Genomic DNA, 13,108 nt, shown 5'->3' on the forward strand with positions numbered 1-13,108 from the left:
GCACCTTCTCCGCGCCGCATCACCTCGTCACCACCGCGAACTCCAGCCCCGACTCGAAATCGAGCGTGGTGCTCGAGATGCGCGGATGCGCATCGAGATAGCGCTTGAACGGCTGCACCGCCTCGCCGGCCGTGTACATATTGTCGGCCAGCACGATCGAGCCGGGCCGCAGCAGCGGTTCGACGCGCTGGAACAGGCGCAGATAGAGATCGGCCCAGACGTCGATGAACACGATGTCGAACGGGCCGTCGAGCTGTTCAAGGGTCTCGAACGCATCGCCCTCCCGCAACTCGACATATCGCTCGACCTCGGCCGCCGCGAGATGATCGCGCAGGCGCGCGCACTTCATCGCGTCGCGCTCGGTGGCGATCACGGTGCCGCGCCCGAGCGTGCGCAGCGCGTCGGCGAAATACAGCGTCGATACGCCGTAGGAACTGCCGAGCTCGAGGATCCGCATCGGCCGGTGCGATAGCACCAGATTCCGCAGCAGGCTGCCCAGCTCGGCGGAAATCGCCAGCGACAGGCTGGTGCCACGCGAGCGCTCGCTGTCGTCCTCGCCCGACAAACCGTGATCGCTGAGGAACTGCCCCTTCAGCCGCGGCGCCAGCGCCTCGTACTGGCTGACGAGATCCAGGAACGTGGCGCTGTCGCCGAGAAACTGGGCGCGGGCACGGCCGATCAACTCGGCGCGATTCTGTTCGTGCAGGCGTTGCAGCAGCACATGGCTCGATGTCGTCATCTCCATCCCTCGTATCGATATAGCACGCCGCCGGGCAGCCGGCGCTCAGCGCGCCCGGGCCAGCTTGATCGCGTGTTCCGGGCAGGCCTCCACGCAGCGTCCGCAGGCGCGGCAGGCATCGGCATTGGGCGTATAGGCCACCTTCATGCCGTGCACGCGCAGCTTGAAGCGATTCAGCATGCCGAGCCCGCGATAATCGGCCTCGTCGATGCGCCGGATCTCGAACACGTCCTCGGGGCAGACATCCAGGCAATCGCCCTTGCCCTCGCAGCGGCGCAGGTCGACCACCGGCACGATCACGCCCGGCTCCTGTTTGCAGACGACCTTCAAGGTATCGCGCATGCTCACTCTCCCTCGTTCGCGCGCGGGCTGCGGCGCGCATGCCAGGCGGTGCGGAAGCGCTCGCGTTCCTCGGGGGTCATGGCTTCCCATTTGCGCCAGTGGCGCCGGCGATGCCAGCCGCCATGGCCGCGAAAGCCGCCGAACAGGATGCGGCTCAGCACCAGCAGGCCAAGCGCATGTGCAAGATCGATGCTGCGCGCGCCGACGAACAGCGCCGGCATCACCCAGTTCCACAACATCATCACGGCCCAGCCGAGCACGACGATAGCCACCAGCGCGAACACCGCCTTGGCAATCCATCTGATTCGACAATTCATCCTTCCACTCCTAGATATCGAGTTCGTCATAGGTGGCCTGCAGCCGCGCGCGCAGATGCAGGACCGCGTAGCGCTTGCGCGCCAGCAAGGTGTTGACGGCCACGCCGCTGTCGGCGGCCATGGCCTTGAAGCTGAGTCCTTCGAGTTCGTGCGCGATGAACACCTCGCGCTGGTTGGCCGGCAATTCGTCGAGCGCTTGCTGCAGGGCCTTGAGCACCACGCCGCGCGCATACAGCGCTTCCGGGCCGGCGTCGTGGGCGGGCAGGGCGAGGTCGAGCCGATAGTCGTCGCTATCCTCGCCCTGGTCGACGAGCTCGGCCAGCGGCTGTTCCTTCTTCTTGCGGAAGCGGTCGATGATGCGGTTGCGCGCGGCGCGGAACAGCCAGGCGCTGGCCTGCTCGATCGGCGCGGGCAGCCGGTAGGCCTGCACGAAGTCGTGGAAGACGTCCTGCAGGATGTCCTCGGCGTCGCTCGGGTCGCGCACCCGGCGCCGGATGAAGTTTCCGAGCTTGGTGCGTTCGCGCGAGATCGTCGCGCTCATGTCGCGGTCTCGGTCGGTCATCGGGTCCGGGTTCGTTGGCGAGTCCATGCGCCTGAAGACGAACGGCGCGGGCGGATATTGTGGCGCGTCGACGAAATACGGTCGCGTCGATCGAGCGGGGCGGCGTTTGATATGAGGAAATCGCGCCGGGAAAGGCGGAAACGAAACAGCCCCGTCCTGGACGGGGCTGTTCGGGGCAGCAGGGAGCCACGGCCGGAGAACCGGCCCTCGATTCAGCGTGTCGCGCGTCGCGCCCAGGCCAACTCGACGAACACGCGGCAGAGCGCTTCCATGCCGCGCCGGTCCTCGTCGTCGAAGCGCGCGAGTTCGGGGCTGTCGACGTCCCACACGCCGATCAGCGCGCCGTCGTCCGCCACCAGCGGCACCACGATTTCCGATTGCGAGGCCGAATCGCAGGCGATATGGCCCGGGAATTCGTGCACGTCGCGCACCACCTGGGTCTCGCGCGTCCGGGCGGCCGTGCCGCACACGCCCTTGCCGAGCGGAATCCGCACGCAGGCCGGCTTGCCCTGGAACGGGCCAACCACCAGTTCGGCGCCGTCGAAAAGGTAGAACCCGGCCCAGTTCAGGCCTTCGAGCGTGTGATAGACGAGCGAGGAGAAATTCGCCGCGTTGGCGACCAGGTCGGTTTCCGATTCGATCAGCGAGCGCGCTTGTGCGACCAGCGTCTCGTAAAGCTCGGATTTTGTGGCGGCCGGGGAAGTGGAGAGTTCGAACATGATCGCTTGCACTGGAATCGGAGAAGCGGCGCGGGCCGCGAGAAGTCCCGGCAGTCTAAAAGAAATCGGCGCGCGGTGCTCGATCCGGTCGTCCGAACGGTTTCAATGGCCGGAACGGCCATGGCCGGGCGGCGCGAGCCTCAATCGGCCTCTCGCTCGGCGAAGCGCGCCGCGAGAAAATCGAGCAGGGCGCGGACCGCCGGCATCAGCCCCCGGCGCGAGGCATACACGGCATGCACGACCTCGCGGCGCGGCGCCCAGTCGGCCAGCACCACTTGCAATGCGCCGCGCTCGATCGCCTCCCGGACCATCATGGTCGGCAACTGCACCACGCCGACCCCCGCGATCGCGGCCGCGCGCAGCGCGAACATGCCGCGCGTGACCAGGCGCGGCCGATGCGGGATCAGCGCCTTGGCGCCCGCCGGGCCGCGCAGGTTCCAGACATGGTCGTCCTGCGGCGCGCCGAGCGCGAGGCTCGGCAGCGCCGCCAGGTCGGCCGGCACGCGCGGCGCCTCGTGGCCGGCCAGCAGCGAGGGGCTCGCGACCAGGCACTGGCCGCGCTCGGCCAGCGGCCGCAGCACCAGCTCACTGTCCTCGAGCGGCGGCGGCCTGACGCGCAGCGCCACGTCGACGCCTTCGCCGACCACGTCCACCCGCCGGTTGGTTTCCTCCAGGTGGATCTCGACATGCGGGCATTGCGCCATGAAGGCCGCCAGCATCTGGCCGACCTCGGCGTCGAGCAGGGCGATCGGGCAGGTCACGCGCACGATCCCGCGCGGCTCGGCATGCAGCAGCGCGACCGCCTCGTCGGCCGCGTCGGCCTCCACCAGCATCGCGCGGCAATGCGCGTAATAGGTGGCGCCGATCTCGGTCAGCGCGAAGCGGCGCGTCGAGCGCTGGATCAGCCGCATCCCGAGCCGCTCCTCGAGCTCGGCGATGCGCCGGCTCAGGCGCGATTTCGGCAGGTTCAGGGCGCGCCCGGCCGGCGCGAAACCGCCGTGGTCCACCACCTGCACGAAGAAATAAAGGTCGTTCAGATCTCGCATCATCGTTCGCCAGATAGAACGCTGAGTGTGATTTTCACACACTACCGCCGTTATCGTTGCGCAACTATGCTACTTCCTATCGCCCCGGACGTTTCGGTTCGGGCAAGCAGATCAGGAGAATCGAGATGAAGCAGATCGTCGGCACCTACAGCGCACCGCGTTCCCACTGGGTCGGGGACGGTTTTCCGGTCCGCTCGCTGTTCAGCTATCACAGCACCGGCTCGCACCTGAGCCCGTTCCTGCTGCTCGACTATGCCGGGCCGGCCCGTTTCGAGCCGACCACGCAGCGGCGCGGCGTGGGCCAGCATCCGCATCGCGGCTTCGAGACCGTGACGATCGTCTACGACGGCGAGGTCGACCATCGCGACTCGACCGGCGCGGGCGGCCATATCGGCCCCGGCGACGTGCAGTGGATGACGGCCGCGAGCGGGATCCTGCACGAGGAATTCCACTCGGATGCGTTCGCGCGGCGCGGCGGCGCGCTGGAGATGGTCCAGCTGTGGGTGAACCTGCCCGCCAAGGACAAGCTCGCCGAGCCGGGCTACCAGACGCTGCGCGATGCCGAGATTCCCTCGGTGCCGCTGCCGGATGGCGCCGGCCGGGTGCGCGTGATCGCGGGCGAGTTCGACGGCCATCGCGGCCCGGCGCGCACCTTCACGCCGATCGACGTGTGGGACGTGCGCCTCGCGGCGGGCGGCCAGGCGCGCTTCGAGATTGCCGAAGGCCGCACGCTGGCCCTGGCGGTGCTGCACGGCACGGTGCTGGTGAACGGCAAGGAGGTGGCGCGCGAGGCGCAGGTCGTGCATCTGGCGCGCGAGGGCAGCGGCGTCGAGATCGAGGCGAACAACGACGCCACCCTGCTGGTGCTGAGCGGCGAGCCGATCGACGAGCCGGTGGTCGGTTATGGCCCGTTCGTGATGAACAGCGAGGACGAGATCCGCCAGGCCGTGGACGACTTCAACAGCGGCCGTTTCGGCGGCATGCCCGCCTGAGCCCGGTTCCGCCGCGCGGCCTGCCCAGGCAGCCGCGCGGCGGGCATAATGTCCGGATTGAGCGCGCCCGCCCGGGCGCGCGTTTGATTCGGGCCCGCCGCATGTCTGTCACGCCTTCCATCGCTTCCGGTTCTGCCTCCACCCCCGCCGCGTCCTCGCCGGTTTCCCTCGCCGAACTCGACTGGCGCTGGCGCGCCTTCGAGGCGCTGTCCGCGCGCGATCTCTACGCGATCCTGGAGGCGCGCTGCGCCGTGTTCGTAGTCGAGCAGCAATGCATCTACAAGGACATCGACGATGCCGACCAGGCTGCCTGGCATCTCGGCGCGCATCACGCCGATGGCCGGCTCGCCGGTTACCTGCGCGTGCTGCTGCCCGATGCCGGCTCGCCCGATATCCGCATCGGCCGCGTGCTGACCACCGCGCCGTTTCGCGGCATCGGCCTGGGCAACGCGCTGCTGGCCCAGGCGCTCGAACGGATCCGCGCCCAGTGGCCGGGTACGCCGATCAGCCTGCATGCGCAGGCGCACCTGCAGAAGTACTACGGTGCCTTTGGCTTCTCGCCGAGCTCCGAGGTCCACGACGACGACGGCATCCCGCACATCTGGATGCGCTCGGCTTAATTCCCCGCACCTTCCCCCCGCGCGGCCTGGCGCGCCGCGACATCGGCCGGCGAGGCCGCGCGCCGCGGCCCGGGCCGTGCCCGCTCGCGCAGCCGGCCGCGCGCCGACAGCCGCATCCAGTGACGCAACGCGACCAGCGCGCCGATTACGCTCATCATCGAACCGGGAATCCACAGCAGCAGCCCACCGATCTGCTGGTCGCGCATCGGGCTCAGCCAGGTGAAGGCACGCCCGCAGATCGAGTAGATCGGATAGAGCTCGTGCGAGGTGAAGAAGATCAGCGCGCCGAGCAGGATCTGCGGCGGGATCGCGGCGATCGCGACCAGGATCCGGCGCCCCGGCGCGAGACGCGCCGGCGGCGCGGGGCGCGGGTCGAGCACCAGCCACCAGAACAGCAGCCCGTCGATCACCATGCTCCAGTTCATGACGCGATAGAGCCGCCAGTCGAGCATCGCGACGAAGTGGATCGGCGAGAGCAGCCAGAAATAGATCAGCCCGACGAACAGCAGCACCGCCACCACCGGGTGGAACAGCACGCGCAGCGCCAGGCGCGTCGGCGCGGCCGCGAGCAGGGGGCGCAGCCAGCGCCACCGCCAGGCGAACGGGATGCCGGCGCGCAGCGCGGCGCCGGGATAGGACAGCGCGATGAAGAAGGGCCCCAGGTGATGCAGCACCAGGTGCTGGGCGCGATGCATGAAGAACTCGTGCTCGAAGTAGTAGTCGAGCCGCGTATGCAGCGCCACGTAGAGCGCGCCGAGCCCGAACCAGAACGACAGGCGCCGCAGCGGCGTGACGCGCGCCTTGCGGGCACCGCGCAGGAACAGCACGGCGGCGGCCAGGATCGCGATCACCACGGTTGGCGAGGGTTCCCAGGGATCGAGCCAGTAGAGCGGGTTCATGGTCGGATATCGGCGAATGAAGGGATGCGCGGCGGCGGGCTCAGGCGGGCCCGGCCTCGATCAGCCGGCGCAGGTCGATCGCGATCGCCTCGGGCTGGTCCTGCTCGGTGGCGAGCAGCCGGGCATGGCCGCCGGTGTCGAACACATAGACGGCCGAACTGTGGGTGACCTCGTAGCCGCCGCTCGCATCGCGCTGCTCCATCTGGTAGGCGACGCGATAGCGCTTGGCCAGCGATTCGATCTCGCCCTGGCTGCCAGTCAGGCCAACCGCGTGCTCGGCATCGAAGGCGCCGACATAGGCGCGCATCAGCGCCGGCGTATCGCGGGCCGGGTCGACCGAGACGAACAGGATGCGCACCCGGCTTGCCGCGGGGCCGAGCCGGGCCAGCACCTGCATCAGCCGTGCCATGGTCTCGGGGCAGACGTCGGGGCAATGCGTGTACCCGAAATAGACCAGCGCGAGGCGCCCGCGGAACGCCGCGGCATCGATCGGCCGGCCGTCCTCGCCGGTCAGCGAGAAGGCCAGGTCGGGCAGGTGGCCGCTCACGTCGGTCAGCGTGTAGGGGCCGCCACGCGGCGCGCAGCCGGCCAGCGCGAGGACGGCCGCGCTGGCGGCCAGCAGGTTCGCCAGGCGGCCGAGCGGTCTTGGCGGCGCGGTGAGGCGCGGCCGGGGCCAGGCGCGGCGCGCGGCGGCGGCGAGGAAGGGGAACGGGAACGGGAAGGGCATCGATCGGCTCGTCGGCAGGGCGTTCGATCCGGTGTCGCGGCGGCGGATCCGGCAATCCCGCGGCCGCACCTGAACGCGCCGACTGTAGCGCAATTCCTCATACGAGGGATGTGCACCGCCGCATGCCGGCGATAGCCGCGCGCGCGGCGGGCTTGCAATCGGCCGACAAAATCATCCCGGACGCACCGTCCGCATCCATGCGAACCCTTATCCATGCACGCGCAGCCGGCCGGCGCCTTTTGCGCTCGGCCGCGCGGGCGCGGTAAGATGCGCACATTCTTTCGGCAAGATTGCCGCCAGCCGCCACCCTCATCAGAGAACCGATGCAACCTGTCCCGGCTTCCCTCTCCCTGACCGACACCGCCTTTTTCTTCGACTTCGACGGCACGCTGGTCGATCTCGCGCCCACCCCCGACGGCATCCACGTACCCGATTCGCTGCCCGCCATGCTCAGCGAGCTGCGCACCCTCGCGCGCGGCGCGGTGGCGATCGTCTCGGGGCGCGGCATCGACAGCATCGACAGCTTCCTCGGCCTGGCCGACCTGCCGGTGGCGGGCCTGCACGGCGCGGAGCGGCGCGACGCCAACGGCGACACGATGCGCGTCGGCTTCAACGACGAACGCCTGCTGCGCATCGAGCGCGAGCTGGCCGCGGTGGTCGAGCGCAATCCCGGCACCCTGCTCGAGATCAAGGGCGCGGCTGTCGCGCTGCATTTCCGCAATGCGCCCGAACGCGAGGGCGTGGCGCGCGAGGCGGCCGAGCGGCTGGTGGCCGAGTATCCCGATGCCTATGTGCTGCAGCCCGGCAAGATGGTGTTCGAGATCAAGCCCAAGGGCGTCGACAAGGGCCGCGCGATCACCGCCTTCCTCGGCGAGCCGCCCTTCGCGGGGCGCCGCCCGGTGTTCGCCGGCGACGACCTGACCGACGAGAAGGGCTTCGCGGTGGTCGACGCGGCGGGCGGGCTGTCGATCAAGATCGGCGCCGGCGATACTTCGGCGAAGACGCGCCTCGATTCGGTCGAGGCGATGCGCGCGCAGATCGCGCAATGGATCGCGGCGGGGCGCGCGCAGGCATGAGCCGACTGATCATCGTATCGAATCGGGTCGCGCCGATTTCCGAGGGCGAACCGGCGGCGGGCGGTCTCGCGATCGGCGTCTACGACGCGCTGAAGGAAACCGGCGGCATGTGGTTCGGCTGGAGCGGGGAAGTGGTGGCCTCGGGCGCGCCGCAGATCCGCGTCGAGGAGCGCGGGCCCGTCACCTTCGCCACCATCGGCCTGGCGCGCCGCGACTACGACCAGTATTACCGCGGCTTCTCGAACGCCACGCTGTGGCCGGCCTTCCACTACCGCACCGACCTGATCCAGTACGACCGCCACGAATTCGAGGGTTACGCGCGCGTCAACGTCTGGCTCGCGCAGCAACTGGTGCCGCTGCTGCGCGACGACGACGTGATCTGGGTCCACGACTACCACCTGATCCCGTTCGCGCAGGCCCTGCGCGCGGCCGGCGTGAAGAACCGCATCGGCTTCTTCCTGCACATCCCGTTTCCCGCCGCGCAGGTGCTGGTCAACGTGCCGCCGCACCGCGAGCTGGTCGAGGCGCTGTGTTCCTACGACCTGCTCGGCTTCCAGACCGATCCCGACCTGCGCGCCTTCTGCGACTACATCGACGCCGAGGCGGGCGGCACGGCGCGGCGCGAGGGCGGCGGCCCGGCCACCATCGAGGCCTTCGGCCGCCGGCTGCGCGCGCATGCCTATCCGATCGGCATCTATCCCGACGAGATCGCCTCGCTCGCGCAGGCCGGCGCCAACGGCCGCGCGGTGCGCACGCTGGCCACCTCGCTGCATGGCCGCCAACTGGTGATGAGCGTCGACCGGCTCGACTATTCGAAGGGGCTGGTCGAGCGCTTCCGGGCCTTCGAGAAGCTGCTCGAACACGAGGCTGCCTACCGCAACCGCGTGTCGTTCCTGCAGATCGCGCCGTCCACGCGCGCCGACCTGCGCGCCTACCAGGACATCCGCCTGCAGCTCGAGGGCGAGTCGGGGCGCATCAACGGCCGCTATGCCGAACTCGACTGGGCGCCGATCCTCTACATCCATCGGCAATACGAGCGTCCGCTGCTGGCCGCGCTGTACCGGCTCGCGCGCGTCGGGTTCGTCACGCCGCTGCGCGACGGCATGAACCTGGTCGCCAAGGAATACGTGTCGGCGCAGGATCCCGAGGATCCGGGCGTGCTGGTGCTGTCGCGCTTCGCTGGCGCCGCGCGCGAGCTGACCGGCGCGCTGATCGTCAATCCGATGGACATCGACGGGATGGCCGAGGCGCTGGCCCGCGCGTTGTCGATGCCGGTGGCCGAGCGGCGCGCGCGCTACGAGGACATGATCGCGCAACTGCGCGAGAACAATGTCTCGGTGTGGCGCGACAACTTCCTGCGCGACCTGCAGCAGGCGGGCGGCGGCACGCACTGAAACATCGGCCCGCGTTGCCGCGAGCCTCGGGCAGACATGAAAAACCGCCGGTCCAGCCGGCGGTTTTTCTTTGGGGGCGAGGGGCAGGGGCGCTCAGGCCACGCGCTCGTCGCTGCGCGATTCGTCGTCGCCGTCGTCGTCGATCAGGTCGCGGCCGTGCTGCTTGGCGAGCAGGTCGCGATAGAGACCCGGGCGGTTGCGCAGTTCCTCGGGCGAGCCGTCGTCGATCACCTTGCCGGTGCTCATCGCGATGATCCGGTCGAAGTTGCGCAGCGTCGAGAGCCGGTGCGCGATGGCGATCACGGTGCGGCCCACCATCAACCGGTCGAGCGCGGCCTGGATCGCTTCCTCGGAGGCGCTGTCGAGCGCCGAGGTGGCTTCGTCGAGCAGCAGGATCGGCGCGTCCTTGAGGATCGCGCGCGCGATCGCGATGCGCTGGCGCTGGCCACCCGAGAGCTTCACGCCGCGGTCGCCGACCACGGTGTCGTAACCATCCGGCATGGCCTCGATGAACTCGCTGCAGCGCGCGTCGCGCGCCGCGGCCAGCACCTGCTCGCGGCTCGCCTCGGGGCGGCCGTAGGCGATGTTCTCGTAGATCGAGCGGTGCAGCAGCGAGATGTCCTGCGGCACCAGGGCGATCTGCTGGCGCAAGCTGTCCTGGGTGATCGCGGCGATGTCCTGGCCGTCGATCTTGATCGCGCCGTCCTGCACGTCGTAGAAGCGCTGCAGCAGCGCCAGCACTGTCGACTTGCCGGCGCCCGACTTGCCGATCAGGCCGACCCGCTGGCCGGCCTCGATGCGCAGGTCGAAGTGATCGAGGATCGGGCGGCGATGCGGGTAGGCGAAGGTGACGCGGTCGAATTCGACGCGCCCGCCGCGCGACTTCAGCTCGACGGCATCCGAGCGGTCCGGCATGCCGTGCGGCTCGAGGATGGTCTGCACCGCCTCGGCCAGACGTGCGATGTGCTGGGTCACGTCCACCAGTGCCACCGCCAGGTCGCGCGTGCCGTGCAGGATGGTGAAACCGAGCGAGCTGACCAGCACGATGTCGCCGGAGGTGGCCTTGCCCTGGTCCCAGAGCAGCAGCGCCCAGCCCAGCAGGCCGGCCGACAGCATGGCGGTGATCACCGCGTGCAGCAGGCGAAGCTTCTCCAGGTAGAGCAGGCTCTGCTGACGCGCGTCCATCTCGGCCTTGACGGTCTGGCCGAAGCGCTTCTGCTCGCGCAGCGTCATGCCGAAGGCGCGCACCAGGGCCATGTTGCCGATCACGTCGACCAGCTCGCCGTCCACCGCCGCGGCCTTGGTGGCGAACGTGTGATGGCGTGCCGAGCCGCGCCCGGCCAGCTTGAACAGCACCACGGCCAGGATCGCCGAGGCGGTGAACAGGCCCAGCGCCATCAGCGGGTTGACCACGATGATCATCACGATCGCGCCCATCACCGCGATGCACGGCGGCAGCACGTTCCAGGCCATGGTGTTCTCGGACGTGTAGACCGCGTTCGAGGTGGCGGTGATGCGGCTGGCGAGCGTGCCCGGCTGTTTCTCCGCGTAGTAGGTGGGCGAGTGGCCGCTCAGGTACTGGAACAGGTCGCGGCGCAGGTCGCCGGTGACCGCCACGAAGGTATGCGCGGCGAACCAGCCGCCGACGCGCCAGAGCAGGTTGTCGGCCGCGATCAGGCCGACCAGCAGCGCGAACGCGCCCCACAGCGGGCCCGGATGATGGCGGCCGCCGGCCAGCACGTCGATCAGGTGCTTGATCGCGTATTGCGAGCCGAGCGCGCAGCCGACCGCGGCCAGCACGCTGGCCAGCACGATCAGGTGGGCGACGGGATGCTTGCGGATATAGCGGAACAGAAACGCAAGGGGACGGCTCGCATAGCTCGAGAGCTTCGCGTTGTGGGCGTTGCGCTGGGCAGGTGTGAGAGCTTCCAAAATGTGTGCGTGTGGTCGAACGGAGGTTGAGCGGGGCGTGGGTGCGTCGCGCGCCGCGATGGTCCGCGATGCGGACGAAAGCCGGCATTGTAAACAAGCCCGACGTTTGTGCCGCACCGGATCGCATCCGATCTGCAGTCCGCGCTGCATTTTGGGATAAAATCCGGCGGCTCGCACTCTTTCCGCGCGGCTTGCGCGGACGTCGGTCAGTCGGCAAAACGAAAGGCGACGCCGACCCTAATGGTGCCGCAGCGCCGCCCGTGATGGTCCTACTCTAATTCCGCCTTGAAAATCCAAGGGTTGCAAAATGTTGCGCCTTTGTAACAAGGTAAATTCTTTGAAATGTTCCGCGCCGGACCCAGCTTTCGGTCCGATAATGCGCCTCGGGCTAACCCTGAGTCATTTTTACAGGGCGGGCCGGCAGCGGTTCCGGAGTACGCAGGAATTTTTACGGGATGCTGTCAACGCGGGACGTCGAGATCCGTTGAATGCAAGTGCGCCGTCAGCCGATGGTGCCTCGATGCCGCGAGCCGGTGGTGGGTCTTCCCACTTTTTGAACCATGTCCGGCTCGCCGGACGGCAGGGCTTACGGCCCACTTAGTCTGATTTTTTAGGAGTTTCCCAGATGCGAATCGCTCAAATCGCTCCGTTGCACGAGGCGGTTCCCCCCAAGCTCTACGGCGGCACCGAACGCGTGGTGTCCTACCTGACCGAGGCACTGGTCGAGATGGGCCATGACGTGACGCTGTTCGCGAGCGGCGATTCGCAGACCTCGGCGAAGCTCGAAGCCTTCTGGCCGCAGGCGCTGCGCCTGGATCCGACCATCCGCGACGTGATGGCGCCCCACATGCTGCTGCTGGAAGAAGTGCGTCGCCGCGCCGACGAGTTCGACGTGCTGCATTTCCACATCGACTACTACCCGTTCTCGCTGTTCTCGCGCCAGCCGGTGCCGCATGTCACGACCATGCACGGCCGCCTGGACCTGCCGGAACTGCAACCGATCTTCAATACCTTCAACACCGTGCCGGTGGTGTCGATCTCGGACAACCAGCGCATCCCGCTGCCGCAGGCGAACTGGCAGCCGACCGTCTATCACGGCCTGCCGGAAAACCTGCTGACGCCGCCGAAGGACGCCAAGCCGAGCTACCTGGCCTTCCTGGGTCGCATCTCGCCGGAAAAGCGCGTCGACACGGCCATCCGCATCGCCGAGCAGGCCGGCCTGCCGATCAAGATCGCGGCCAAGCTGGACAAGGCCGACCGCGCCTATTACGAAGAGAAGATCAAGCCGCTGTTCGCGCTGCCGCACGTCGAGTACATCGGCGAGATCAACGAATCGCAGAAGGCCGAGTTCCTCGGCAACGCGCACGCGCTGCTGTTCCCGATCGACTGGCCGGAGCCCTTCGGCCTGGTGATGATCGAGGCGATGGCCTGCGGCACGCCGGTGATCGCATTCAATCGCGGTTCGGTGCCGGAAGTGATCGACAACGGCGTGTCGGGCTTCGTGGTCGAGGACGAGATCTCGGCGGTGGCCGCCGTCAAGCGACTGGACACGCTGCCGCGCGAGAAGGTTCGCGGCGCGTTCGAGTCGCGCTTCTCGTCGAAGGTGATGGCCGCCAACTACATCAAGGTCTACGAAGAGCTGCTGCGCCAGAGCCGTCGCACGGTGCTGCGCGAAGTCAACGCCAACTAAGCGCGCGCTTTTCGACGCCGGTCTCGACGCCCCGCAGGGTTTGCCCTGCGGGG

Annotated in this window: 14 protein-coding genes; 5 read left to right on the forward strand and 9 right to left on the reverse strand. The window is 68.6% G+C overall.

The window, feature by feature from the left end:
- Nucleotides 1-19 precede the first annotated feature (19 nt).
- From BM43_RS28950 to BM43_RS28975, 6 genes are all read right to left on the reverse strand, one after another.
- Entirely contained in the window at nt 20-739 is a 720-nt protein-coding gene (locus tag BM43_RS28950) for an O-methyltransferase (protein WP_036053663.1), read from the reverse strand.
- Nucleotides 740-784: 45 nt separating this feature from the next.
- Nucleotides 785-1,081, reverse strand: a complete 297-nt coding sequence (locus BM43_RS28955) for a 4Fe-4S dicluster domain-containing protein (RefSeq protein ID WP_025098859.1) — start codon at nt 1,079-1,081, stop codon at nt 785-787.
- 2 nt (nt 1,082-1,083) lie between these two features.
- Nucleotides 1,084-1,398, reverse strand: coding sequence for a hypothetical protein (locus BM43_RS28960; RefSeq protein ID WP_036052280.1), 315 nt, complete (start codon nt 1,396-1,398; stop codon nt 1,084-1,086).
- A gap of 10 nt (nt 1,399-1,408) precedes the next feature.
- Nucleotides 1,409-1,960 carry an RNA polymerase sigma factor gene (locus BM43_RS28965; RefSeq protein ID WP_088555437.1) on the reverse strand — a complete coding sequence of 184 codons (552 nt, stop codon included), beginning with the start codon at nt 1,958-1,960 and terminating at the stop codon, nt 1,409-1,411.
- Nucleotides 1,961-2,172: 212 nt separating this feature from the next.
- Nucleotides 2,173-2,679: a GAF domain-containing protein gene (locus BM43_RS28970; protein ID WP_036053661.1), complete on the reverse strand. Its 507-nt coding sequence runs from the start codon at nt 2,677-2,679 to the stop codon at nt 2,173-2,175.
- Between the two features lie 140 nt (nt 2,680-2,819).
- Nucleotides 2,820-3,725, reverse strand: coding sequence for a LysR family transcriptional regulator (locus BM43_RS28975; protein WP_036052275.1), 906 nt, complete (start codon nt 3,723-3,725; stop codon nt 2,820-2,822).
- A 125-nt stretch (nt 3,726-3,850) separates the two neighbouring features.
- On the opposite strand from BM43_RS28975, the gene BM43_RS28980 reads away from it, so the two are divergent.
- Entirely contained in the window at nt 3,851-4,717 is an 867-nt protein-coding gene (locus BM43_RS28980) for a pirin family protein (protein WP_013697153.1), read from the forward strand.
- Nucleotides 4,718-4,818: 101 nt separating this feature from the next.
- The gene (locus BM43_RS28985) at nt 4,819-5,337 is read left to right on the forward strand and encodes a GNAT family N-acetyltransferase (protein ID WP_036052272.1); all 519 of its coding nucleotides are present in this window, start codon (nt 4,819-4,821) and stop codon (nt 5,335-5,337) included.
- On the opposite strand, the gene BM43_RS28990 is transcribed toward BM43_RS28985, so the two are convergent.
- Both BM43_RS28990 and BM43_RS28995 read right to left on the reverse strand, forming a co-directional pair.
- Complete coding sequence (locus BM43_RS28990) at nt 5,334-6,236, reverse strand: cytochrome c oxidase assembly protein (protein WP_036052269.1); 903 nt, start codon at nt 6,234-6,236, stop codon at nt 5,334-5,336. The two genes, BM43_RS28985 and BM43_RS28990, sit on opposite strands and share 4 nt — an antisense overlap.
- Before the next feature lie 40 nt (nt 6,237-6,276).
- Nucleotides 6,277-6,963, reverse strand: a complete 687-nt coding sequence (locus tag BM43_RS28995) for an SCO family protein (protein ID WP_036052265.1) — start codon at nt 6,961-6,963, stop codon at nt 6,277-6,279.
- A 323-nt stretch (nt 6,964-7,286) separates the two neighbouring features.
- Between BM43_RS28995 and otsB the strand changes: the two genes are divergently transcribed.
- Nucleotides 7,287-8,039 carry a trehalose-phosphatase gene (otsB, locus tag BM43_RS29000; RefSeq protein WP_036030209.1) on the forward strand — a complete coding sequence of 251 codons (753 nt, stop codon included), beginning with the start codon at nt 7,287-7,289 and terminating at the stop codon, nt 8,037-8,039.
- Nucleotides 8,036-9,433: an alpha,alpha-trehalose-phosphate synthase (UDP-forming) gene (otsA, locus tag BM43_RS29005; protein WP_036053658.1), complete on the forward strand. Its 1,398-nt coding sequence runs from the start codon at nt 8,036-8,038 to the stop codon at nt 9,431-9,433. Before otsB ends, otsA begins: the two co-directional genes overlap by 4 nt.
- 93 nt (nt 9,434-9,526) lie before the next feature.
- On the opposite strand, the gene BM43_RS29010 is transcribed toward otsA, so the two are convergent.
- Nucleotides 9,527-11,365, reverse strand: coding sequence for an ABC transporter ATP-binding protein (locus BM43_RS29010; RefSeq protein ID WP_036030206.1), 1,839 nt, complete (start codon nt 11,363-11,365; stop codon nt 9,527-9,529).
- Nucleotides 11,366-11,990: 625 nt separating this feature from the next.
- Between BM43_RS29010 and BM43_RS29015 the strand changes: the two genes are divergently transcribed.
- Entirely contained in the window at nt 11,991-13,055 is a 1,065-nt protein-coding gene (locus tag BM43_RS29015; protein WP_036030205.1) for a glycosyltransferase family 4 protein, read from the forward strand.
- Nucleotides 13,056-13,108: the final 53 nt, after the last annotated feature.

The organism is Burkholderia gladioli, assembly GCF_000959725.1.
GTDB lineage: Bacteria > Pseudomonadota > Gammaproteobacteria > Burkholderiales > Burkholderiaceae > Burkholderia > Burkholderia gladioli.